Below are 23,742 nucleotides of genomic sequence, written 5' to 3' on the forward strand. Positions count from 1 at the left end.
CGCTCACGCATCCTGACCCTTGGGCACCACGTCTAAGCCGCCAGACCGGGACGCCAATAGAAGTTGCGGCGGGGCCGCCGTTCGGGGTCGAGGTACCGGGCGGGGACGAACCACGGGATGCCCCGGCGGACGGAGATCTCCCAGGCTCCGGCGTGAACGGCGTGGTGGTGGTGTGAGCACACCAGTGCCCCGTTCTCCACCGACGTCGTGCCGCCATCCTCCCAGTGGTGGATGTGGTGCGCCTCGCACCACGGTGCCGGAATCGAACAACCGGGTGCCGTGCAACCGCCGTCCCGGGCGGTGATGGCGCGCCTGAGCTGAGGCGTGAACAACCGCTTGGAGCGGCCCACGTCCAGGACCTCGCCGCTGCCGCCCAGCACGACCGGGATCAGATCGGCTTCGCACGCGAGCTGTCGGATCGTCTGTGGATTGATGTCTCCCACGTAGGACGTGGTCGAGATCGTCCGATCATGACGTCCGGGTGGACCGGGTGGACCGGGTGGACCGAGGAGTCCGGATGATCCGCTCGGGCCGCTTCGTGGAATCCGGTCTTCGGAGTGCACGTCATCCGCAGCGTCGAATTGGGCGAACAGGGTTTCGTAGTCGATGACAGCCATGATCTGGGGCCGGGCCCGGCCTCTGGGTCCAGACTGTGCGGTGTCCGTCGGGTTGGTGTTCCCGATGCTGCGGCCGTCTGCGCCCATGCCCGTCTCAGGACCGATGCCGACGAGGGCCAGTGCGCCCGTCAAAGCACTGACGAGCCCGTCGAGTTCTCGCTGGGCCCGGCTACGTCCGTCGAGGGCTTCATTCGTGGCCAGTTCGGTTGCACAGTCTGCATTCTCGGTGTCAGTTTCGACGTCGACGCCAGCGTTGGTGTCAGTACCAGTGTTGGTGCCGGTTCGGTCATGGTTCCGACCCTTCGGGTCCATCCTGCCGTCGGCGCGAGTCTTCCGGGGGCTGGACGCAGCGGAGACCACCGTCTTGAGGACCTCATGCTGGGCGTCGTTGGCCAGCAGTGTCCACTGATGCAGTCCCTTGCCCGGACCGCGGTAGAACAGGCCCTGCATGGCCTTGAGCTGGGCGTCATTCGGTTCGGAACCGTCTGGATTGACCACGGCTTCGAAACGCTGCCGCCAGTGCGCGCAGACCTTTCTCAGCGTGTCCGGATCCAGATCCCGGGCCTGGGCGACCAGCAGCCGTTCACCGTCAGCGAGAAGGTCATCTACGGTCCCGGGCGCCGTGTTTGCCAGGACGGCCTCGCGTCGGGCGGAGGCGATCGTTCCCACGATCATGTCCACCGCTGCTTCGCCCAGCTCGGCTGTCTGCAGCGCCTCGGCCAGGACTGGCATATCGGCGGGTATCACGGTGGTTCGGTCCAGTGTCAGCGACGCCATGGTGTGCGCGGCCCGGGCCAGCCGGGACTTCGCCTCGCGACGGTCGATCCGCAAGAGGTCACGCAAGTATTCTGCGCCGTTCCTGAAGGCACACTTTCCGGGCGGGATGCCCAACATTTCCTCCCGAAGTTGGTGTGCCTCGAAAATCCGGTCAGTGTGCCCAGCCAGGGCGGTCCGGGCGGAGTCGATGGCGCGTGCCAGCGCCTCCACGCCCACATGCAACTCCGGCAAGGACCCGGTCACCGCTTCGTTGCGCGCGGAGCCCACGTCGTCTAGGTTGCCCGATTCGTGGTCAAGACCCGATGCGTCCTCGGAGCTAGAAGCTCTGCCGAGGTGCATGTCCCCGCCACGCGACCCGGCCCTGCCGGAGCCGTCCGAGTCCCTGAAACCGCCAGCCTCAGGGGTGGGACGGTCCGCATGGGCGTAGAGGCCCCAGTCATCACTACGGTCGACTGCCGGGTCCTGCCGGAGGCGGGGCAGCCGATCCGCCAGCCCTGGGTCAGCCAACCGCAACGAGAGTTCGGCGGCCAAGGCGCGGGATTGCGCCAATAGCTCGGGCAGGGGCAGCTTAGCCAGCTCATCACCATCTGCCATGGACCCTCCCGTCCTGTGCCTTGAACCGCTTTCCACCAGCCGTGATCGACTAGTACTGGTATTCGAACATGAGCGGCGGACAAGTTAAGGGCTGAGGGCTCAAGATGTGGTCGGCACGCCGCAAAATGGGCGGTGTGGAGGACAGCGTGGAGGACGAAGCGGACCAAGAGATGCGTACTCGGTTGCTCAGGAGTGGGATGAAAGCTGGGGCCAGTACTGGGATGAGAACTGGGGGTCCGTCAGTACTGGGGTGAGGGCTGGGGTCAGGGCTGAATGAGGATCGAAGCGGGCTGGGATCGTGCCTGCGGACTCTCAGCCAGCGTTGGTAGCGACCGTGGCCATGGTGGACGCGGTGAAGGGGTCCACCCGGCATTTGACGGCCTCCACGGCCGGAATCCCGTGGGCGATCTCCTCGATGCGCCGGGGCAACTCGCGTCGGTCCAGCTGGCCGCGGGCGGGGCCCAGTAGACCGTGGGCCACGTTGAGGGCCTTGAGGAGGCCGAGTTCCGTCGCCTCGGCGAGGGTGGCCTGACGGTCGCCGGCCAGTACCTGACCCAGCCGTTCACGCAGGGCGATCTCCGGGGCGGGACTGGTGATCATGAAGTGAGGCCCGCGAAGGAAGCGGGACTCCTCGGTCACGATGCCCTGCCGGGCCAGGCTCTGGCCCACAGCCGTGTCCGGGTTGAGCTGGGACCGGCCGACCAGCGTGGAGATCTTCTGCCCCGACATCGAGTCCAGGGCCGGCAGGACGGCATCCAGCGAGGCGTGGCCGGTCATCCCGGCCCGCACCACGGTGACCTGCGGGTCCTTGCCCTCCCGGGCGATCTCGATCATCCCGAGCTCGGCGAGGTCAGCGAGGGCGGCCGCCGTGAGCCCGTAACTGCGGTATCCCCGCGCTCGGCCGGCCGTGCCGTGGTCCTTGGTCAGCAGCAGGTACATCTCTTCGACGATGAGCATGCCACCAACCTAACAAGGTGCCGGGCTGGCCGTCGCGTCCCGCTGGCCGCTATGTCACCCGCCCCACCAGCAACCTCACCCACGAGATCGGCGGCGCACCGGGGAACCGGTGCGCCGCCGTCGGGAAAGCGGTGTGCAGGGAATGCGCCCTGCCGAGCGGACCGGGCCGTCAGTGCCAGAGGTCCGCCCGCATGGGGATCAGGGCTTGTACGGCTTGGCGGAGACGATCTCAACCGCGATGTCCTTGCCGTTCGGAGCGGCATAGGTCAGCTTGTCGCCGACCTTGGAGCCCTGAATGGCGGCACCCAGTGGGGAGCGCTCGGAGTAGACGGTGATGGAGTCCTTGTCATCGGCGATCTCGCGGTTGCCGAAGAGGAAGGCCTCCAGGTCGCCGGCGATCTTGGCCTCCACGACCATGCCGGGCTCCACCACACCGTTGTCCGCCGGGGCAGCGCCCACCTGGGCGGTCTCGAGCAGTCGCTTGAGCTCGATGATGCGGCCCTCGTTTTTGGACTGCTCCTCGCGCGCGGCGTGGTAACCGCCGTTCTCCTTGAGGTCACCCTCTTCGCGAGCCTGCTCGATGCGGTCGATGATCTCCTGACGGCCCGGTCCGGAGATCTGATCCAGTTCCTGCTTCAGGCGGTCGTAGGCCTCCTGGGTCAGCCAGGGAGCGCTATCGGTGTTGCTCATGGACGCGTGTCTCCTTCGAATTGCTCGTCAGCGGCCATCCGGTTTGCCTGAGGGACTGCCGGGGCTGCCGCACATGATGCTGAGCCGCCTAGTGCGGCCCGGGGCGCGATCATGCAAGAACCCCGCCGGCGGAGCCACCCGGTGTTCCACGGGAAGCCCCTGACAGGCGGGGTTGAAACGTACTGCTCCTGATTCTAACGGATGTGCTTCAGAAACGTCATATTCGAGGTGATGTGCGTCTCACGAGTCCTCGGGGAGCCAGCACGCGTTCACGCCGCCATTCACGCCGAGCGCATCGGTGCGCAGGCCGACGTCGTAGTACTTCGTGGTGTCCGACGGGTCGGATTCCTCGGACGCCGTCTCCGGGCCGATGGTGACGGTACGCCAGCCGACCACGGCCTTCTCCTCCGAGAGCACCTGGATGGCGCACTGGACCGTGTCCTCGGGGTCCTTCGTGAGCTGGAACCGCACCGAGGCCTGTGTGGGGGACTCGATCGAGAACCCGACGTCCTTCCAGCCCAGCGTCTGGGCGTTGGCTGAGGCCGTGAACCACACGGCGACCCCCACGGCCAGGACGAGGGCTACCGCCGCGATCCACTTTCCCCAGCGCTGAGCGAACGAGGGGCGGATCCGTTGGGGACGCCCATATCGGTTCGCTAGGCTGTCCACCGGAGCAGGCTCCGCCGAGGTCTGGGGTGTAGAAGTCATATCACTCCATGGTATCCCGGCGCGTCACCGTCCACCGCAGTTCATTCCCCGGACCGACCGGTCCCCGAATATGCCGTCCCGAACCCCGCAGACACTGGCGGGCGACCTCTGGGATGGGAAAGCAGCCGAGGCCACGTGAGCAGTACGAACCCGACCAATCTGGACGACCTGGAGCACCGGGACGGCATCGCTGCGCCGGAATTCGGGGTGTCCGTGGGGCAGACGTCGTACGGCTCGGTTGAGCCGGAAGAACACCATGCCGTCCCCGAGGCCGGGGGAGTGCCGGCGTCCCAGGGTCTGCGGCTGATGGCCGTCCATGCCCACCCGGACGACGAGTCCTCGAAGGGCGCCGCCATGATGGCCGCCTACGAGGCCGCCGGGGCCGAGGTCATGGTCGTGACCTGTACCGGGGGTGAGCGGGGGGACCTGCTCAACCCGGGCTACGGAGACACGGTGCGTCTGGACCGGGATATCACCGGCGTGCGGCGGACCGAGATGCAGGAGGCCGGGGCCGCTCTCGGCATCGAGCACCGGTGGCTCGGCTTCATGGACTCCGGGCTGCCCGAGGGCGATCCGATGCCTCCACTGCCCTTTGGCAGCTTCGGCACCCTCCCCCTGGAACAGGCAACGGCCCCCTTGGTCAGGGTCATCCGTGAGTTCCGTCCGCACGTGCTGATCAGTTACGACGAGATCGGTGGCTACCCGCACCCGGACCACATCAAGTCCCACGAGGTCACGGTGGAGGCCTACCGGGCCGCCGGGGACCCGGAGCGGTATCCCGGCACGGGCGAGGCCTGGACCCCGTCCAAGCTCTACTACGACCGTGCCTTCAACCCGGACAAGTACCGGGCCCTGCACGAGGCCTACCTGGAGGCGGGTGAGGAGTCCCCCTACACGGAGCGGCTGGAGTGGTTCCGCAAGCTCTTGGAAGAGCAGGAGCGGGCCGAGGCCCAGGCTGCCGAGCAGGACGGGCCGTCCGCCACCGCCCCGGCCCGGTTCCGGCTGACGCGCCACCAGGTCACCACCCAGATCCACGTGGCGGACTACTTCGAACAGCGGGACAACGCTCTGCGTGCCCACCGCACCCAGATCGATCCGGAGGGCCAGTTCTTCGCCACGCCGAATGCCCTGCTGCGGCGGACCTGGCCGTGGGAGGACTACGTGCTGATCGATTCGCGCGTGGAGACCACGCTGCCGGAGACGGACTTGTTTACCGGACTGCGCTGACCCGACGCCGGCCGGTATCGGTTGCGTGCTGACCGCGAGCTGGCCGCACGGTTGCCGTGGAGCAGTCGCGTGTTGGCCGCACGGTTTCTGCGGGGCGGCTGCGGGCCGGTCCGTTGTGTGGGGACGGTAGACTGGGTGACCGTGATCGCCTTCCTCCCCCTTGCCGTATCCCCTTCTGCCACCCCCGCGTCCAGCAGCGGTGGCGAGGCCTCGGAACAGCCGTTGCCCGGGGTGCAGGAACCGACGCTGCGTCCCGGACTCGACCAGACCGAGGTCACGCCCGGCATTGAGGGATTCCTGTTCACGGCGCTGATGGTGGCCATGGCCATCGTGGTCATCCGCCTCATGGTCCGGTCGGTCCGGCGGGTGCAGTACCGGTCCTCGCAGGCCGAGGACATGCTCGTCGAGCGCTACCAGGGGCACCTGCCGGAGGATGTGCGCCATCCCCATGACGAGGTGGACCCGGACGCGCGAGCCGCCTCCGACGTCGATCTCCAGCGGGCCCGGCTCCAGAAGAAGTACCCGGGCTACCTCGACAGCCCCGCCCCGGAGCCGAAGGCCCCGGACTCCGGCCGTGACTGATCACCCACACCCACCGCGGAACCGCACCACTCAGCACTAGGTCGACAGAGGCCCGTTCTCACGCGGAATCGCGCGAGAACGGGCCTCATCCGACGTCGGAATGCCGGCGGTCAGCCGGCCTGCAGGTTGTCGAAGAAGTGCAGCACCTTGGCGACCTCAGCACGGGTGATCTGGTCCTGGGGGCGGTAGTTGCCGTCCCGGTATCCGTTCACGATCCCCTGGGAGGAGGCCCAGGCAATGGCCTCGTAGTGGGAGCCGGCCCCATTCACGTCCGGGAAGGGCGAGACAGCTGGCGCCTTGAAGTCCTCGCCGGAGGCCCGGTAGAGGAAGGTGACGATCTCAGCGCGGGTGACGTCCTGCCCCGAGCGGAACGTGCCGTCGGCGTAGCCGGTGGTCACGCCCGCGGCGTCTGCCCAGGCGATCGCCTCGAAGAATGACGAGTCCTCGTTCACGTCGGTGAGTTCCTCCCGCGTGCCGGCGTCTTCTGGCTTGAGGTACCGGTAGAGGAAGGCCACCGATTCGCCGCGGGAGATCTCGTCATACTTGCGGAAGGTGCCGTCCGTGTAGCCGGTGGTGATGCCTTCCAGTTGCAGCCAGCGCACCGGTGTGTAGTACACAGTGCCGGGGACGTTGTCCGAGAAGTCCTCAGGCACCTCAGGCACCTCAGGCTGCTCGGGATCGGTCGGATCCGTCGGCTCCTCGCCGGCCTCGCGGTAGGTGACCCACAGCTCCGGGGCCATATCCTCCTCACCGTCACGCGACTCGGCAGAGCGCTGGCCCTCGCCGGTCAGCACCAGGGACAGCGCATTGCCTTCGGTCCAGCCTTCGCGGTCCACTACTTCCTGGAGCACGGGGGTGAGGTCTGCGGTGCGCTGGTCGGTGCCGGACTCATGCTCGATGTCCCAGGAAGGGATGCCGGACCACTCCGCGGTGGCCTCGGTCAGGGAGCGTGAGGTCAGGTCGTGTGCCTCATCGGAGAAGGCCGCCGAGTCGTCGGCAGCCTCGGCGGCGATGGAGACGTTGAACGGGTCGACGTTCTTGTCCGTCTCGTCGGTGGTGAACTGTACCCGGGCGGAGACGATCTCTGACCCGGAGGGGATCTGAAGGCCCGCGTAACGCAACCCGACGGCCTGCTTCTGGTCGGTCTTCTCGTCCACGATCTCCAGGTCGGAGGACCCGTGGTCCATCTTCCCGGCGTCGTCACCGTCCACATACTGTTCGACGTCGTCTCGGTTCTCGGTGATCTCGCCCTTGACCTCGGTCACCCCGTCCTCCAGGACGTAGGTGACCATCAGCTTCGGAGCCTCCTCGCTGCCGCCACCCTCATAGGCCTCGGCGGTGCGAGTGCCAGTTCCGGAGAGCTTGAAGTTCAGAGCGCCGCCCCGCGCCCAGTCCTGACGGTCGACGACGGCCTGGACCAAGGCGGTCAGGTCCGGAGTGCGCTGGGCCTCGCCCTGCTCGCCGTTCTCCGTCCAGACCGGGGCGTCCTTCCACGCGATGGTTTCATCGAGGTAAGTGCGTGAGGACACGGCGAAGTCGTCATCCGTGTACTTCGCGGCGGCGGCGCTGTCCTCGAGGTGAATCTGCACGTCGAAGGGATCACCGGTCTTGTCATGCTCGTCCGTGGTGAACTGCAGGTGGGCGCCGGTCACGGTGGCGCCGGCCGGGATGCCGACCTGGTCGAATCGCAGTCCGGCGAACTGGTCGTCCGGGTCCTCTTCACCCGGGGACTCCTGGATGATCTCGATATCCGAGGAGGAGATGTCCATGGCGCCGTCGCCGACGCTCTCCTCGACGTCGTCGTTCGGGGAGAGGGTGCGGGCCTCCACGGTGACCTCGCCGGTCTCCTCGTTGACGACGTTCTCGACCGGGGTGTCGACGACTCCGGGGCCCTCGAACTCGGTCTGGCCGATGCCTTCGGGCGGGTCCACCGGGTTCGGCTCGCCCTGCCGGGTCATGGAAACCTGGTCCAGGATCGTGCCGTCGACCTGGTGCTCGGTGATGCTCAGGGTATCCCCGTCCACCTCGAGGTGCGCGTAGGCCGGCGTGCGCAGCTGGGACTGGACGGCGTTGAAGGGGAAATCGATCCCGTCCTGGATGCCGTAGTACTTGGAGCCGGTGGAGGACTGCATGGTCATGTACAGCACCTCGCCCTCATATTTGGCGAGCTCGGAGGGCGCCTCCGGGTTGGACTCGGTGACGGGGTTGTTGACCGGGTGGCCGTTGTAGAGCAGGTTCGAGCGGTTGTACACGTGGTCGTGGCCGGAGAACACCACATCGAAGTCGAGCTCGGTCATCAGTGAGGGCATCCATTCGCGGCGCTCCTCGACGTCGCCGTCGGTGGCGTGGGAGGCGGTGGAGTACAAGGAATGGTGCCAGGTGGCGACTTTCCACTGCGCGTCCTGGCCGTGCTCGGCCACCACGTCACGCACGTACTCCTCGTGGTCGGCGGCGACCTGGTGGTTGGAGTTCAGGGAGACGAACAGGGTGTCGTCCTGGATGTACCAGTAGTTGCCCATCTCGTTGTTCCAACCCGGGTTGGCGGTCCGGTTGGGCATGTTGAAGTGCTCGGAGTAGGAATGCTGCTCGTCATCCCGGCTGCCGTCATCATGGTTGCCGATGTTGGTGGCCAGGGCGTGTTCGCGTACGCCATCCGGGGCCAGGTAGTCGGAGTACTCGCCGCGATCATCGTGGATGTTCACCTGATCGCCCACCGACAGCAGGAAGTCCGGGTTCTGCACGCCCTCCAGGGCGGTATCCAGGGTGCTCTGCCAAGCGTCGCCGTCGGTCGGGATGCCCCCGCCGGAGCCGATCTGGGTGTCGCCGAAGACGAGGACGTCGAGGCGCTCATCGGATTGGGTGGTGAACTCGTAGGAGTCGGACCAGCCCTCGGCCTCGGAGCCGGCCTGCCATACATAGGTGGTGCCCGGCTTCAGACCGGTCACCCCGGCGTGGTGCCACGTCAGCTCCGCGAAGTCCTTCGAGGTTCCGGTGTCCGTGGAGTCCAGCAGCTGGATGGTGTCCTCCGAGTCCTTCTCCATCAGCCGCACCTGCTGATCAGCGGAATCCGAGGAGGAATACCAGACGAAGTTGCGGTCGGCCTCCGTGGCGCCGATGTTCATGACCATGTTCGAGTACGAGACAGACGTAGGCTCTGCGGTCGGGGCGGCCATGGCCGGCAGAGTGCCGAAGGCCAAGGACAGTCCGATGGCGCTGGCGGCCACGGGGGCGAGTAAGCGGCGCTGATGCATGCGAGATGTTCCTTCACTCGGGTCACCCGGCTGGCCGCCTTCAGGGCAGGACCAGGCAGGGTTGCTGGGGGTGGCTGGATCCGATGCCTGGGCATCAGGACCGACTACATCAAGTCGATCGAGCCGCAGGTCAGACCTTGAGTGAACCCCCGGTGAACGTTCAGCCTCTTCTCAGCCACGCACCAGAAAGGCCGCTCCTTACGCCCGCGCCCCCAAGCAGGCCTCAGCCAGCAGGCCGCGCAACTGCGAGGCCGAATGGCTGCCGTTGAAGACATCCGTACCCGGCTGAAGGAGACGCCCGGCGGCGAGCGGGCCGGCGTCGACGGCATCGAAGCCGATCCGGTCGATGAAGGTGGCTACCAGGGCTCGTGACTGCTCATGGTCGCTGGCGACGGCCAGGGCACGGCGGTCTGCAGCGCCGGGGACTCGGTGATCGGCCTCCAGGTCGTGGTAGCCGATGTGGTTCAGCGACTTGACCAGCAGGGCGCCGTGCAGGTGGTCCTGGATGACCTCACTGGTGGAGCGGGCGTCCCGCTCGAAATCCGACTGCTCGCCGTCCGTGGGGGCCCAGTAATTCATGACGTCGACGACGGTCCGGCCGGCAAAGTGCGCCGGGTCCAGATCCCGGTACCTCCTCAACGGGATCGCGATGACGGTCAGGTCCGTCTCCGCCAGTCCTGCCGCATCGACGGCGACGGCGCCCGGCGTGACGATCTCCGCCAGCAGAGCGATCTCCCCGGCCGGTTTGGCTGTGGCAATGCGGACCTCGTAGCCCGATTCGACCGCGCGGCGGGCCACTGCTGCCCCGACTCGGCCTGCGCCGAGGATGCCGATGCTGCCGGGAGTGACTGCCGTGGTCGTCATGGATTCCTTCGCCGTGGTGGGTCAACTGCGGTGACTCACGCCCGCGCCGGAACGCGGCGCGCGAGACCGATGGTCCTCGAGACGATTCTCGAGTCAGACTTCACTGAAGGAAACACAGGCGGGTGGCGTGGGTATTCCTGCCGTGGCTGAGGTCACCCCCGCAACCGGCCGGCGTCCTCCTTGTCCGAGTCGCCCGTGCCGCTCGTTCGTGCCCCGTGCACGTCCAGGCGCCGCTGCAGGGTAGTCCGCCACCGCCCCGGCACGCCGGGGGAAGCCAGGATCCGCTCGATGGCCGGGATATCTCCCTTGTCCACGTTCATCACGCGGGACAGCTCGGCCAGGTCCACCGCGCCCGGATTGCGCTCGAGCAGTCTCATCACCTGCCCGGCCTGCAGGGTCCCCGGTGTCAGCACCCGGAGGTACCAGCCGGTGCGGCCGGTGGACTGCACGCGGCGGGCCAGGTCGGGGACGCCCCATCGTGAGGACAGTTTCCAGCAGGGCCGCCGTGACTGCGTTACCTGCAGCCGGACTCCGTCCACGTCCCAGACGTCCCCCAGGCAGACCTCGGACTCCGTCAGGCCCTCCACGGTGAGGTTCTCGAAGAGGGCGCCCTCCGGCAGGTCGAGCCCCTCTGCCCGCCAGGCGGCGTAGTGGGCCCGTCCGTAGCACAGCAGGGCCTTCTCGGGGCCGCCATGGTGGACCACATCACCCTGCTCATCGCCCGCCAGGCCGGTGAGTCCCAGGTCCACGGGTCCCTCCACCGGTTCCTTGAAGGAGCCCGTGAGAACCTCCTCGTCCCGCCACTGCACCGTACGGACACGTCCCACGCGCACGGCGATGATTGTTCCGCTGGAAGCAGGGGCTCCCGTGCAGGTGGGGGAGGCAGGGGAGGCAGGGGAGGTGGGGGAGGTGGACGTGGCGGGGATGCCGGTCGTGCTGGAGGGCCGGGGCGATCGGGGTCCGGTGGGCATGCCCCCATCCAACCACCACCGCCCGTCTCGTGGTGGAACAGACCGATGGCTGGTGGCTGATGGATGAGGGCGCCCGTGCGTGAGCCTGTGAGTCTGTGAAGACGTCAGACTTGCAGGACCGCCAGCACGATCGCGATGTAGTGGCAGACGAAGCCGCCGATGGTGAAGGCGTGGAAGAGTTCGTGGAAGCCGAACCACTCGCGGTGGAAGTTGGGCTTCTTCAACGCATAGAACACGGCACCGATGATGTAGCACGCGCCGCCCACGCAGACCAGGACGGCCGCTGCCGGACTCACGGCGAAGAAGTCGCCGATGTACAGCAGGGCCGCCATTCCCAACAGGATGTAGACCGGGGTGTACAGCCAGCGCGGAGCCGAGGTCCAGAAGACACGGAAGGCGACGCCGGCCAGCGCCCCGATCCATACGCCGGCCAGCAGGAGGGTGGCCTTGTCCTCCGGCAGCAGGGCCAGAGCCAAGGGCGTGTAGGTGCCGGCGATGACCAGCATGATGTTCGTGTGGTCGATGCGCTTCAGTACGAGGGCGACCTGCGGCGACCACTGCACGAGGTGGTAGACGGCCGAGACGGAGAACAGCAGCAGGCCGGTCAGCGCATAGATCGCGCTGGCCCACTTCAGGCCTACCGTGGGGGCCATAGCCACCAGGACGATCCCGGCGACCAGGGTGAGCGGCGCCATGACGGCGTGGCTCATGCCTCGGAGCCGGGGCTTGAACTCGGGATGCTCGGGATCCATGATCCGGTCCAGCCGCCACGTCCGTGCGGGTCTGGCGTGATGCTGGGGCGCGGCAGCCGCGCGGCCTGCGGGCGGTTTGCCCGAGGGGGAATCAACCATGGCCCCAGACTACTCCCGGAAGCCGTGGGTTACCCGTGGGTAGAGCTGGTCGGCTCGCCGGGTGGGAGCGCCGCTGGTGCACCGCAGGCCTGGCAGTTCGCTACCGTAGGAACGGACGAACCACCCACACCACGACGTTTCAGGTGCCGCTCGGATCTGCGGCACGTCCATCGGCCAGACAGGGGACGCCCATGAACCTCCCGAACGTCCTCTACAGCTTCTACGAGCGCCGCCTGGCCTCCAGCCTCGACCGCGAGAAGCTGCCCCGGCACATCGGGGTGGTGCTGGACGGCAACCGCCGCTGGGCCAAGGCCTCCGGGGCGACGACGGCGGACGGACACCAGGCCGGAGCGGAGAAGATCCATGAGTTCCTCGGCTGGTGCGACGAGTTCGGCATCAAGGTCGTCACCCTGTACATGCTCTCCACGGACAACATGGGCCGTCCCCCGGAGGAGTTGTCCCAGCTGGTGGGGATCATCGGCAACACCCTGAAGCGGCTCGGGGACGGGCTGGCCAACGGGCACCGGGTCCGGGTCCAGGCCGTCGGCGCCCCGGATCTGCTGCCGGCCGGGCTGGCCGAGACCCTGGCCGATCTCCAGGCGCGGACCGCCGATGCCGAGGGCGTCCATGTGAACGTGGCCGTGGGCTACGGAGGGCGCCGGGAGATCGTGGACGCCGTCAAGGAGCTCCTGCTGGAGGCGGACGCCGCGGGCCGTTCCGCTGCTGCCGTTGCCGGTGAGCTCAGTGACGAGCAGATCTCCGGCCGCCTCTACACGCGCGGGCAACCGGACCCCGACCTCGTGATCCGCACCTCCGGGGAGCAGCGGCTGTCCGGGTTCCTGATGTGGCAGTCTGCCTACTCCGAGTTCTACTTCTGCGAAGCCCTCTGGCCGGACTTCCGCCGCGTGGACTTCGTCCGGGCTCTGCGGGACTTCGCCTCCCGCAAGCGGCGCTTCGGCTCCTGACGCACGACGCCGGAGCGGCCGTCCCCGGCGGGGAGTGCCGGTATCAGCGGCGGCCCCTGCCGGTGCTGATTCCGATCGGGAAGTCCTGGTGCTTCAGGCTCTGCTGGGCCACGAAATCGTAGGCGACCACTCGGATGCGGTCCTCATAGAGAAGGATGCGAAGACCGGTGGAGTGGTCGCCTTCGAGCCGTTCGCCTTCGACGTCACCATCCGGGACACCTGCATTGAGGATGGCTCCGCTGTTGACCACCTGGAATCCCGCGGGGTTATCCGGATCGGCGACCCTGTATGTGCCCCACCAGTCATTGAGGTTCACGTCGCTGTGGGTGTGGCTGGTGATCATCAAGATGTTCGTGTACTTGCCGACCACGGCGTTGAAGTCATCGATGTTCTCGTAGTTGTTCTGCTCCCACGCGCTGTGTGTCATGGACACCGTGTACGGCAACACGAAATGGTTGAACAACAGGACCGTCTGTCCCTTGCGGCGCCAATGCTCAAGTCGGTCATCAAGCCACCGAAGCTGTCTGTTCGAGAAATTGTTGTATGGCTCGCGCCCCTCGCGTTCGGTGTCCCCGAAGTACTCGGTGCCGATGACGATTAGGGGCAGTCCGTTGACGACGCGCTCGAAGTATGGCTTGTCTACGCCGGCCACGCTCAGGTAGCGGTTCAAGTAGACGTCCGAGCCCTCCTTGCCGAGCATCTCGTGGTTGCCCACCGAGTAGAGAACGTTCCCGGAGGCGTGCGGGTTGGCGGACAGCGCGGAAGCCAGTGCGTCATAGTGGGCCTGGACTCCGAGTTCCACCCCGTCGCCATTGATCACGAGCGCACCGGCGGCCGGGGTCATCGCATTGAGTTGGTTGATGGCCCTGTCGTAGCGGTCAGAGGAGTCCGAAACGTGGATGTCGGAGATGACATCGATGGTCGCTTGCGGCTCGGCATCGTCGGCCAGTGTCCCCAGCGGGATGCGGACCTGGATATTGTCGATGGCCCACCACTTGTCATTGTGTCCGTTGCGGTATTCCCAGGCGAATCGCACGGCAGAGACCCCCGGTGGAACGTCAACGGGAATCTGTTCGTGGCTGGTGTACTTGTCTTCGCTGTAGACGAGCAGGTCACGGAACGGGCCTCTATCGAAGGAGACCGTCACGGCTGCCGATTGCGCACTGCGGCCCTGCTTGTAGTGGGAATCGAAAGTCAACTCGATCTGGCGATGGCCGCGAACATTGACCAGCGGTGTGGTCAGAGTCGCGTTCAGGACGGCGGCGCTTTCCTGATCGAGGCGGTGGTGTTCGCTCTCGAGGACGGCGAAGGTGCCGAAGCCGCCGGTGAACCAGTGGCGCTCATCGGTTCCGACGGCCCAGGTCCACTCGCGGACGTCGGTGAAGGTCCATCCGGCCCAGCGGCCTTCGCCGGTGTTGAAGCCAGAGGCCTCGTTCGTCCAGCCCTTCGGCGCATTGTGCGTGAATCCCGTGGGCCTGCGAACGTCGTCGAACGATTCACTGAAGAGCACCTCGGGGCCGCGTTGTGGGCCGCGGGCCCGATTCCCGGGCGAGGAGGCTGCCGCACCGGGTGGGACGAGGCCGGCACCGAAACTGGCGGTGGCTGCACTGAGAGCGCCCGCGGTCAGCAGGGTTCGGCGGGGCACCCCGGTCCGGGTTGCGGGATCATGGGTGTCCATGGTGGTCTCCTTCGTCTGGCGATCGACATCCAGAACCTAGGAAGCGGCAGCAACGGTGTGATGTTGGACGGGTGACCAGGTCATGGCCATGAGGAAAAGTTGCGAAGCGCTCCAGGCGGTCAGGCCGGGCGGAGGTTTGAGCGGCCGACTCCGGGTTCCCTTCAGGTTCACCGAAACTTCATCGCGTCACACGGGCCGCTTGCGCGGAAATCACGGCGCCTCGTCCTACGGTGGTGGTATCAGTCAACGGCGGGAGCGAACGGGCCACCTGGTTCCGGATCCGCATCCCGTGGATTGATCGGAAAGGCCAGGCCGTATGCCGTCACTCCAGACAGCACGCAGCGGGGGCCGTTCCGGCCCCGGGTCGGACCGTCCCATCCCACCCTCGATCATCGGGGCGTGCGCCCCGGTCTGGAGTCCACCGTGGAGAATCTGATCGCCGTCCCGGCCACCGTCACCCCGGCCACCACGCAGCCTGCCGAGCGGATGAGCGTGGGTGAGAAGACCTACTTGCTGGACACGTCCGTGCTGTTGTCCGATCCCCGGGCGGTCCTGCGCTTCGCCGAACACGAGGTCATCCTGCCGATCGTGGTCATCTCCGAGTTGGAGAAGAAGAGGGACGACCCGGATCTGGGGTACTACGCCCGCAAGGCGCTGCGACTGCTGGACGAACTGCGGATCGAGCACGGCCCCCTGAACACGCCGATCCCCCTCGGCACGGAAGGCGGCTGCCTGCGGGTGGAACTCAACCACATCTCCGTGGACGTGCTGCCCCACGGTTTCCGGAGCGCGGACAACGATTCGCGGATCCTCGCCGTCGCCAAGAACTTCGCGGACGAGGGCCGGGACGTCACGGTGGTCTCCAAGGACCTGCCGATGCGCGTGAAGGCCTCCGCCATGGGCCTGCAGGCCGATGAGTACCGCAATGAGCTGGTGAAGGACTCCGGCTGGTCCGGCACGGCGGAGGTTATGGCCACCGAGCAGGAGATCAGCGCCCTGTATGACAACGAGCCGGTGGCCCTGACGGAGACCGGCGGCCTGCCCGTCAACACCGGCCTGGTGATCACCTCCCCGCGGGGGTCGGCGCTGGGTCGCGTGGATCGGCACGGCAACACCCAGGTGGTGCGCGGGGATCGGGACGTCTTCGGCCTGCACGGTCGCTCGGCGGAACAGCGGTTGGCCATCGATATGTTGCTGGACCCCTCCGTGGGGATCGTCTCGCTCGGCGGGCGGGCCGGCACCGGCAAGTCGGCCCTGGCCCTGTGCGCCGGTCTGGAAGCCGTGATGGAACGCAGGGAGCACCGCAAGGTCGTGGTGTTCCGCCCGCTGTACGCCGTCGGTGGGCAGGAACTCGGATACCTGCCCGGCTCCGAGAACGAGAAGATGAACCCCTGGGGTCAGGCTGTGTATGACACCCTCGGCGCGCTGGTGTCCACGGAGGTTCTGGATGAGGTGGTGGACCGCGGCATGCTCGAGGTCCTGCCGCTGACCCATATCCGCGGCCGTTCCCTGCATGATTCCTGGGTGATCGTGGACGAGGCCCAGTCCCTGGAGAAGAACGTCTTGCTGACGGTGATGAGCCGTATGGGGCAGAACTCCAAGATCATCCTCACCCATGACGTCGCCCAGCGGGACAACCTCCGGGTGGGCCGTCATGACGGGATCGCCGCCGTGGTCGAGACCCTGAAGGGCCAACCGCTGTTCGGTCATGTGACGCTGAACCGCTCGGAGCGCTCGCCGATCGCCGCGCTGGTGACGGAGTTGCTGGAGGACGCCAGTATCTGAGGCAAGGCGGCGTCCGGGTCAAAGCCGGGTAGAGCGCGAGCCGACGGTAATCAAAGAAAAGTTAAAGAAACAGGGGCCGCTGCACGAGTGCAGCGGCCCCTGAGGGTGAATCCGTCCGGGTCCCCGCGGAGGGGGGATGAGGGGACCGGGGATGATCCACCGCAGCCATGGCCCCTTGAAACGGGATGGAGGCCATGGAGTTTAGAGCGCTTCCACGACGGTTCACGAGTGATGAGTCGGTGTCGCACGGATGGAAGCCATTCCAGCATACCGACGTTTAGCGTGGTTGCCTACCACTTTAGCGAAAGTCACACCATCGACTTCTGGCCAGTCTTGACCGGGACTATCGGACAGTCTTCCGGCCGGCCCCGCCAGTGCCCTAACGACGGCACCGGTCATGGCACCAGCTACTGCACCAGCGCACCATTGCGGCGTTCGCGCAGGTCACGGCGGGCCTGCCGGGTGTCGGCGAACGCCACCACCACACCTGCCGCAGCGCCGGCGAGGTGCCCCTGCCAGGAGACGCGCGGGTTGATCGGCAGGAAACCCCAGACGATCCCTCCGTAGAGCAGCACCACCACGACGGCGGCTGCGATCGCCGTGAACCGCCGGGACAGGATCCCGTAGGTCACCAGGAAGGCCGCATAGCCGTAGACGATGACGGACGCACCGATGTGGTTGGTCCCCATGCCGCCGATCAACCACGTGGCGAAACCGCCCAGGAGCCAGATGCCGGCCGTGATCACCCACCACCTGCGGGTCAGCCAGGCGATCATGGCGCCCATCACCAGGAACGGCAGGGTGTTGGAGAGCAGGTGACCGAAACCGGAGTGCAGCAGCGGTGCGAACAGGATGCCGGGCAGTCCCGCCGGGTCGAGGGGCTGGATCCCAAACTGGTTGAGCCGGCCGCCGAGGAACAGATCGATGATCTCGAGTATCCACATGACCAGCACGAGCCCGAGTACGGGCAGGGCGCGCTGGATCCACACGGGATAGGACCGCAGACGGTCGGTGACTTGGTGGCGTGACGAGGGGCGCTGCACGGGATCGGACATGTCCACAGCCTAGTGAGCCGAATCCCACGGTGGGTGCAGGCCGTTCTAGTCTGGGAGGATGCCGACGATCCTGGCCGAGGCCGCCCATGACGGGAACTGGCTGCTGCTGGCCGCCGTTCTGGGGTCCCTGGCCGTCTTCAGCGTGTGCGCGGCCGTCCTGACCCGCAGTGATCTGCGTGAACACCGCCTGCCCAATCGGTGGACCGGCACCTTGGCTGCCGGCGGCGCCGTCACGCTCGGATTGGCCTGCCTCGCGGACGACGTCGGCTGGTCGCGCTTCTGGTCCATGCTCGGCGGAGGCGTGGCGTATTTGGGGCTGATCCTGCTCCTGCACCTGATCAGCCGCACCGGCATGGGCATGGGGGACGTCAAACTGGCCGGCGGTCTGGGCCTCTATGCCGGGTGGCTCGGCTGGGACCAACTCTTCGGGGCCGTCGTCCTGGGCTTCGTGGCCGGGGGAGTGGTGGCGCTGGCCCTGGTGCTGACCCGGCGGGCCACGGGCTCCACGCATTTGCCATTCGGTCCGGCCATGCTGCTGGGCACGGCAGTGACCCTGCTGTTCTGACTCCGGCTGCTTGCCTCTGAGACGGACGGGGCGGGCAAGACGAGTCGCCGTCTTGCCCGCCCCGTGGTGGAAGGTCAGGCGGGGTGCGTCATGGACATGGTGTCCAGGGCCGCGTCCAGCTGCTCCTCGGTGACCTCGCCGCGCTCCACGTAACCGAGATCGATGACGGCCTCACGGACGGTCATCTTCTGGGCCACGGAGTGCTTGGCGATCTTGGCGGCCGCCTCGTAGCCGATGACCTTGTTCAGCGGGGTCACGATCGAGGGCGAGGCGCCGGCGAGGAACGAGCAGCGCTCCACGTTGGCCTCGATGCCGTCGATCATCTTGTCCGCCATGACGCGCGCGGTGTTGGCCAGCAGGCGGATGGACTCGAGCAGGTTCGCGGCCATCACCGGGATGCCCACGTTCAGCTCAAAGGCGCCGTTGGTGGAGGACAGCGAGATGGTGGTGTCGTTGCCGATGACCTGGGCGGAGACCATGATGGCGGCCTCGCAGATCACGGGGTTGACCTTGCCCGGCATGATCGAGGAGCCCGGCTGCAGGTCCGGGATGGCGATCTCGCCGAGGCCGGTGTTCGGGCCGGAGCCCATCCAGCGCAGGTCGTTGTTGATCTTCATGAACGAGTACGCGATGTTGCGCAGCTGGCCGGAGGCCTCCACCAGACCGTCGCGGTTGGCCTGCGCCTCGAAGTGGTTGCGGGCCTCGGTCAGCGGCAGGCCGGTCTCCTGGGCGAGCAGTTCGATGACGCGGGCGGAGAAGCCCTTCGGGGTGTTGATGCCGGTGCCCACGGCGGTGCCGCCCAGGGGGACCTCGGCCACGCGCGGCAGGGAGGCGTCGATGCGCTCGATGCCGTAGCGGACCTGTGCGGCGTAGCCGCCGAACTCCTGGCCCAGGGTCACCGGGGTGGCGTCCATGAGGTGGGTGCGGCCGGACTTGACGACGTTCTCGAAGGCCTTGGCCTTCTTCTCCAGGGACACGGCGAGGTGGTCCAGGGCCGGCTTCAGGTCGTTGATCAGGCCCGCCGTCACGGCGACGTGCACGGAGGTCGGGAACACGTCGTTGGAGGACTGCGAGGCGTTGACGTGGTCGTTCGGGTGGACCTCGGCGTCCGAGCCGGCGGCCTTCAGGGACTGGGTGGCCAGGTTGGCGAGGACCTCGTTGGTGTTCATGTTCGAGGAGGTGCCGGAACCGGTCTGGAACACGTCAATGGGGTACTGGTCGTCATGCTGGCCGGAGATGACCTCGTCCGCGGCGGCGACGATCGCGTCGCGGCGCTCCTCGTCGATCACGCCGAGCTCGGCATTGGCCTGGGCCGCGGCCTTCTTGACCTGGGCCAGGGCGTGGACGTGGGCCGGCTCCAGGGTCTTGCCGGAGATCGGGAAGTTCTCCACGGCACGCTGGGTCTGGGCGCGGTACAGGGCGTCAACCGGGACCTTGACCTCACCCATGGTGTCGTGCTCGATGCGGAACTGCTGTTCGGAAGATTGCTGCGAAGAAGTCAGATCGGTCATGGTTCCCCACTTTAGACCGTCGCGTGCTCGGTCAGCCGCCCATCACGCAGGGTGACCGCCCGATCCGCCACCGCCACGAACTCCAGATCATGGGTGACCACCACCGTCGCGGTGCCCCGGTCCCTTGTCAGGGTGGCCAGCAGCTCCATGACCTCAGCGGATCGGTGCTGGTCCAGGGCCGACGTTGGCTCATCGACCAACAGCACCGAGGGCTCGCCCATGAGCGCCCGGGCGATGTTCACCCGCTGCCGCTGGCCGCCGGAGAGCTGGTGGGGACGCCGTCGGGCTGCCTCGGCCATCCCGACGGCGGCCAGTGACTCCAGAGCCGCGTCCCGGACCGCACGGGGCCGGTGGCCACGGAGCACCCCGACCAGCTGCAGTTGCTCGACGGCCGTCAGCGAGGGCATCAATTGGGGCTGCTGGAAGATCAGGCCGATCTCGTTGAGCCGCATCCGGGCCCGTTCGGCCTGGCTGGCCCCGGTGATCTCGGTCGAGCCGATGTGGACGGTGCCGGAGGTGGGGGAGACCAGCGCCCCGGCCACGGCCAGGAGGGAGGACTTGCCGGAGCCGGACGGGCCCACGAGTGCGAGCATCTGGCCGGCCGGGACGGTGAGCTCCACGGAGTCGAGCGCGTTGAGGGTGCTGTTCTCGCCGTCGGGGTAGGTCAGGGTGACGTTGGACAGGTGCAGCATGGGAGGTCCTTTAGTGGTCGGAGGTCGAGGAAGAGGAAGAGGAAGAGGAAGAGGAAGAGGGGGCTGCGCTCGAACCGATGGCCGGCTCAGCCGCCGCCGAGGGCGACGAGCGGATCCACCCGGCATGTCCGCCAGACGGCCGCCACGGAGGCCACCATCCCGAGCAGCACGGTGACCAGCACGGGGATGGCGACGGCGGCCGCATCCACCTGGACCGGGACCGCGCCGGAGGCCAGCGAGATCCCGCCCAGGCCCAGGGCACCGCCGAGGGCGGCCCCGGCCAGCAGCACGATCCCGGCTTGGGTGAGGGCGTCAATGACGACCCACCCGGTGGTGGCGCCCAACGCCTTGAGCACGGCGATGTCCCGGGTGCGCTGGAGGGTGAACACGGCCATGAAGGCGGCGATCACCAGGGCGGAGATGCCGTAGAGGAACGCCTGCATCATGACGAGCGATCCGTTCTCCGAGGAGTAGGCGGGCAGGGCGCCCAGGGCGCCGTCCACGTCCGTGGCCACCGTGATGGTCTCGGCGGCCGCGGCCGGTTGGTGGCCGGCGTCGGGATCGGTTCCTGCGACCAGCACCGAGGCGGTTCCCTCGGGAGCATGCGTGAGGCTGGCCCACGTCTGCAGGGGTAGGTAGAGCACGGGGGTGTGGGAGTACCAGCTGTCCTCGATGGTCTGGGCGATGGGCACGGCCTGTCCGTTGATGGACACCTCGTCCCCGGCAGAGACGCCGAGCTGCTCGGCGGCGGTCGCGCTGATCAGGGCCCCATCCTCGAGGGAACCGGCGGCGTCCGCTGCGGCACCCGAGGATCCCGGGACCAGGCGGGAGTCAGGTTCCAGCCCCAACAGGGTCACCGCGGTCACGGCACTGCCCGAATCGGCACGGGCCTGACCCACGCCCACGGGCTCGGCCCACTCGACCCCGGCGTCCTGACGCCAGCCCTCAAGCTGGCCCGTGGTGACGGAGGAGGCCGTGAAATCCGTCTCCACGTCGTCCATGGTCGAGGCATGGGCGGCACCGAAGGCCACCGTGACCTCGGCGGAATCGGTGGCGGCGTCATCCCACGCTGAGACAGCGGAGATGTTCTGGTGGGCCAGCCCGTTGGTCAGTGCGGTGAGGAAGACCAGCAACAGACTGATCAGGCCCACCACGGCCCCCATCAGGGTGAAGCGGCCGGCGGAGAAGCGGACGTCCCTCAGGGACAGGAACGTTGGAGAGGACACGGGAGGGGCTCCTTGGTGTGGAACGGAGGGTGGATGGCCGGTGTGGCTGATATCCAGCCTCCCGTCCCAGGCGGCAGCGCACATCGACCACCCGGCCACTGATGGGTCAACCCTTCGGTTGATTCGGGGGCATCCGCCGCCGCCCGGACCGGGCTACCCTGCACCCATGGGTTCCGAGCGCATGACACCACCGGCCAGGACACGTGTCCGCCCACTGCCGAGGCCCTCGGACGACACCCGCATGCCGGCACTGCTCGCAGCCATGCGCATCATCCTGCACGTCACCGTGGCGGGACTGCTGGCCATCGGTCTGGTCCGGTCCCTGGTCCCCGCGATCCGTTCGGGAGAGCATGGCCTGGTGTGGCAGATCGCCTCCCTCGCCGCGGTGTTCGCGATCGTCTACCTCGCCGGGACCGTGTTGGAGAAGCGGCGCAGTGACCGCAGTTCTCTTGGCGAGGGACAGATCGTCGTGCGGGCCCAGCTGGCCTGGCTGATCGCCGTCACCCTCACGTGGCTGGGCCTGATGGCGGTGCACGTGGACTTCGCCTGGCTCGCATTCCCGCTGTTCTTCCTCCACTTGCACGTGGTGGGGTCACGGTCTGTGCCGATCGCGATCGTCTTGGTGGTCCTGCTGACGGTGACGGTGTTCCTGGGGTTCTGGTGGCATGAGGGCCGGCTCGGCATCGGGGCCGTGGTGGGGCCCGTCATCGGGGCAGTGGTGGCCGTGGCCATGTCCGCCGCCTACTCGCTGTTCTATGCCGAGGCCCGCACCCAGCGGCGCATCGCGGCCGAGCTGCAGGCCACCCGCGACCACCTGGCCCGTTCCGAACGCCACGCCGGGGCCATGCGGGAACGGGAACGCTGGGCCCAGGACCTGCATGACACCCTGGCGCAGGGCCTGGCCTCCGTGGTGTTGCTGTCCCGCGCCGCCCAGGAGCAGCATTCCGCCGAACCCCTGGCCGGACAACTGCAGCAGATCGAACGCTCCGCCGTGGAGAACCTGGCCCAGGCCCGTGCCCTCGTGGAGCAGCGCGGCCCGGGCGCGGGGCTGTCCGCCGAGCTGCTGGCCACCTGCCGGACCACCCAGGACACGGCGCGGTCGGCCGGCTCGGACCTTACGGTCGAGTTCCATGGGCCCGACGCCGGCCCGGGCGGCGAGGCCGGCGATCCTCCCATGGGCGCAGAGGCGGCGACCATCGTGCTGCGGGTGGCCCAGTCCGCGCTGGCCAACGTGCTGCAGCATGCGCGGGCGAGGCGCTGCGTGGTCACCTTCGTGGTGCACCGGGACGAGGTGACCCTGGACGTGTTCGACGACGGCGCGGGTCGCGGCGATCGGCCCGAGGGCTTCGGGATCACCACCATGCGGCAGCGGGCGAACACGGCCGCGGGTACCCTGACGGTCGAGGACGCCTTCGAGCCCCGAAACGGGGACGGGGCCACCGGAACGGTGGTGGCACTGAGCGTGCCGCGGTGGGGAGAAAGGGCATGACAGACATGACTGGCATGACGGGCCAGGGGAGGCAGCGGGACGAACCGATCCGCATCCTGCTCGTGGACGACCACCCGGTGGTGCGGGCCGGATTGCGGGCCGTACTGGAATCTGTGGCCCACCTGGAGGTGGTGGCGGAGGCGTCCACGGCCGCCGAGGCGCTGGCCGCCGTGGACCGATTGATCACCCACGAGGACGGTCCGGACGTGGTGGTGATGGACATCGAACTGGGGGAGGGGCCCACCGGGATCGAGGCCACCGAGGGGCTGGGGCGGAGCCACCCGGAGCTTCCCGTGCTCATCGTCTCCACCTATGGTGCGGTCTCCGATGTCCAGGCGGCTCTGGCCGCCGGGGCGCTGGGGTACCTGCTGAAGGACGCCTCTCCCGATCAACTGCGCGACGCCGTGGTGAAGGCCGCCGCGGGGACCTGGACCCTCTCCGGGGACCTGGCCCGGCGTGCCCTGGGCAGCGGAGGCGGGCAGGAACAGGCCCTGAGCCCACGGGAGATCGACATCCTCGACCAGCTGGCGCTGGGCCGGACGAACCAGCAGATCGCCGCGGGCCTGTTCATCTCACAGGCCACCGTCAAGACCCACCTGAACCACATCTTCGGCAAGCTCGGCGTGGCCAACCGCACCGAGGCCGTGACCGTCGCGCGGTCTCGGCACCTGATCCGGGGGTGAAGCC

20 protein-coding genes are annotated in these 23,742 nt (G+C 67.7%); 7 read left to right on the top strand and 13 right to left on the bottom strand.

From position 1 onward, the window contains the following. Window positions 1-32: 32 nt before the first annotated feature. The 4 genes from C8E99_RS00435 to C8E99_RS00450 form a co-directional block, all read right to left on the bottom strand. A complete protein-coding gene (locus tag C8E99_RS00435) occupies window positions 33-1,988 on the bottom strand; it encodes an HNH endonuclease signature motif containing protein (protein WP_115930619.1) in 1,956 nt (651 codons plus the stop codon). A gap of 312 nt (window positions 1,989-2,300) precedes the next feature. Beyond that, window positions 2,301-2,945 (bottom strand): GOLPH3/VPS74 family protein, encoded by a 645-nt coding sequence (locus C8E99_RS00440; protein ID WP_115930620.1) that lies wholly within the window; start codon window positions 2,943-2,945, stop codon window positions 2,301-2,303. 198 nt (window positions 2,946-3,143) lie between these two features. Continuing rightward, entirely contained in the window at window positions 3,144-3,635 is a 492-nt protein-coding gene (gene greA / locus C8E99_RS00445; protein WP_115930621.1) for a transcription elongation factor GreA, read from the bottom strand. Between the two features lie 240 nt (window positions 3,636-3,875). Next, window positions 3,876-4,343: a DUF4307 domain-containing protein gene (locus tag C8E99_RS00450; protein WP_115930622.1), complete on the bottom strand. Its 468-nt coding sequence runs from the start codon at window positions 4,341-4,343 to the stop codon at window positions 3,876-3,878. 306 nt (window positions 4,344-4,649) lie between these two features. Here C8E99_RS00450 and mca point away from each other — a divergent pair, with 306 nt between their 5' ends. Together mca and C8E99_RS00460 are read left to right on the top strand one after the other, a co-directional pair. Further along, window positions 4,650-5,570, top strand: a complete 921-nt coding sequence (gene mca, locus C8E99_RS00455) for a mycothiol conjugate amidase Mca (RefSeq protein WP_115933095.1) — start codon at window positions 4,650-4,652, stop codon at window positions 5,568-5,570. A 141-nt stretch (window positions 5,571-5,711) separates the two neighbouring features. After that, window positions 5,712-6,152 carry a hypothetical protein gene (locus C8E99_RS00460; RefSeq protein ID WP_115933096.1) on the top strand — a complete coding sequence of 147 codons (441 nt, stop codon included), beginning with the start codon at window positions 5,712-5,714 and terminating at the stop codon, window positions 6,150-6,152. 110 nt (window positions 6,153-6,262) lie between these two features. On the opposite strand, the gene C8E99_RS00465 is transcribed toward C8E99_RS00460, so the two are convergent. From C8E99_RS00465 to trhA, 4 genes are all read right to left on the bottom strand, one after another. After that, the gene (locus C8E99_RS00465) at window positions 6,263-9,403 is read right to left on the bottom strand and encodes an S-layer homology domain-containing protein (protein ID WP_115930623.1); all 3,141 of its coding nucleotides are present in this window, start codon (window positions 9,401-9,403) and stop codon (window positions 6,263-6,265) included. Window positions 9,404-9,601: 198 nt separating this feature from the next. Further along, the gene (locus tag C8E99_RS00470) at window positions 9,602-10,267 is read right to left on the bottom strand and encodes an NADPH-dependent F420 reductase (RefSeq protein ID WP_115930624.1); all 666 of its coding nucleotides are present in this window, start codon (window positions 10,265-10,267) and stop codon (window positions 9,602-9,604) included. A 152-nt stretch (window positions 10,268-10,419) separates the two neighbouring features. Beyond that, the gene (locus C8E99_RS00475; RefSeq protein WP_281269049.1) at window positions 10,420-11,238 is read right to left on the bottom strand and encodes an MOSC domain-containing protein; all 819 of its coding nucleotides are present in this window, start codon (window positions 11,236-11,238) and stop codon (window positions 10,420-10,422) included. A 104-nt stretch (window positions 11,239-11,342) separates the two neighbouring features. After that, on the bottom strand, window positions 11,343-12,089 hold the full coding sequence (gene trhA / locus C8E99_RS00485) for a PAQR family membrane homeostasis protein TrhA (protein WP_115930625.1): 747 nt from the start codon (window positions 12,087-12,089) through the stop codon (window positions 11,343-11,345). Window positions 12,090-12,280: 191 nt separating this feature from the next. On the opposite strand from trhA, the gene C8E99_RS00490 reads away from it, so the two are divergent. Next, entirely contained in the window at window positions 12,281-13,054 is a 774-nt protein-coding gene (locus C8E99_RS00490) for an isoprenyl transferase (protein WP_115930626.1), read from the top strand. Between the two features lie 43 nt (window positions 13,055-13,097). Here the strand turns inward: C8E99_RS00490 and C8E99_RS00495 are convergent, their stop codons facing one another. Then, a complete protein-coding gene (locus C8E99_RS00495; RefSeq protein ID WP_115930627.1) occupies window positions 13,098-14,732 on the bottom strand; it encodes a metallophosphoesterase in 1,635 nt (544 codons plus the stop codon). 486 nt (window positions 14,733-15,218) lie between these two features. Here C8E99_RS00495 and phoH2 point away from each other — a divergent pair, with 486 nt between their 5' ends. Beyond that, a complete protein-coding gene (gene phoH2, locus C8E99_RS00500; RefSeq protein WP_245952410.1) occupies window positions 15,219-16,517 on the top strand; it encodes an RNA 5'-3' helicase PhoH2 in 1,299 nt (432 codons plus the stop codon). A gap of 407 nt (window positions 16,518-16,924) precedes the next feature. Here phoH2 and C8E99_RS00505 read toward each other — a convergent pair whose 3' ends face one another. Continuing rightward, window positions 16,925-17,572: a rhomboid family intramembrane serine protease gene (locus C8E99_RS00505; protein WP_115930628.1), complete on the bottom strand. Its 648-nt coding sequence runs from the start codon at window positions 17,570-17,572 to the stop codon at window positions 16,925-16,927. Between the two features lie 58 nt (window positions 17,573-17,630). Between C8E99_RS00505 and C8E99_RS00510 the strand changes: the two genes are divergently transcribed. Continuing rightward, window positions 17,631-18,137 carry a prepilin peptidase gene (locus C8E99_RS00510; protein ID WP_115930629.1) on the top strand — a complete coding sequence of 169 codons (507 nt, stop codon included), beginning with the start codon at window positions 17,631-17,633 and terminating at the stop codon, window positions 18,135-18,137. A gap of 74 nt (window positions 18,138-18,211) precedes the next feature. On the opposite strand, the gene C8E99_RS00515 is transcribed toward C8E99_RS00510, so the two are convergent. From C8E99_RS00515 to C8E99_RS00525, 3 genes are all read right to left on the bottom strand, one after another. Continuing rightward, window positions 18,212-19,648 carry a class II fumarate hydratase gene (locus C8E99_RS00515; protein WP_115930630.1) on the bottom strand — a complete coding sequence of 479 codons (1,437 nt, stop codon included), beginning with the start codon at window positions 19,646-19,648 and terminating at the stop codon, window positions 18,212-18,214. Between the two features lie 11 nt (window positions 19,649-19,659). Next, window positions 19,660-20,340, bottom strand: a complete 681-nt coding sequence (locus C8E99_RS00520) for an ABC transporter ATP-binding protein (protein ID WP_115930631.1) — start codon at window positions 20,338-20,340, stop codon at window positions 19,660-19,662. Between the two features lie 86 nt (window positions 20,341-20,426). Beyond that, window positions 20,427-21,566: an ABC transporter permease gene (locus C8E99_RS00525; protein ID WP_245952004.1), complete on the bottom strand. Its 1,140-nt coding sequence runs from the start codon at window positions 21,564-21,566 to the stop codon at window positions 20,427-20,429. Window positions 21,567-21,732: 166 nt separating this feature from the next. Here C8E99_RS00525 and C8E99_RS00530 point away from each other — a divergent pair, with 166 nt between their 5' ends. Together C8E99_RS00530 and C8E99_RS00535 are read left to right on the top strand one after the other, a co-directional pair. Then, window positions 21,733-23,055, top strand: coding sequence for a sensor histidine kinase (locus tag C8E99_RS00530; RefSeq protein ID WP_115930633.1), 1,323 nt, complete (start codon window positions 21,733-21,735; stop codon window positions 23,053-23,055). Next, window positions 23,052-23,738 carry a response regulator transcription factor gene (locus C8E99_RS00535; protein ID WP_245952005.1) on the top strand — a complete coding sequence of 229 codons (687 nt, stop codon included), beginning with the start codon at window positions 23,052-23,054 and terminating at the stop codon, window positions 23,736-23,738. Before C8E99_RS00530 ends, C8E99_RS00535 begins: the two co-directional genes overlap by 4 nt. Window positions 23,739-23,742 lie beyond the last annotated feature (4 nt).

The sequence above is a fragment of the Citricoccus muralis genome (genome assembly GCF_003386075.1).
GTDB classification, from domain to species: domain Bacteria; phylum Actinomycetota; class Actinomycetes; order Actinomycetales; family Micrococcaceae; genus Citricoccus; species Citricoccus muralis.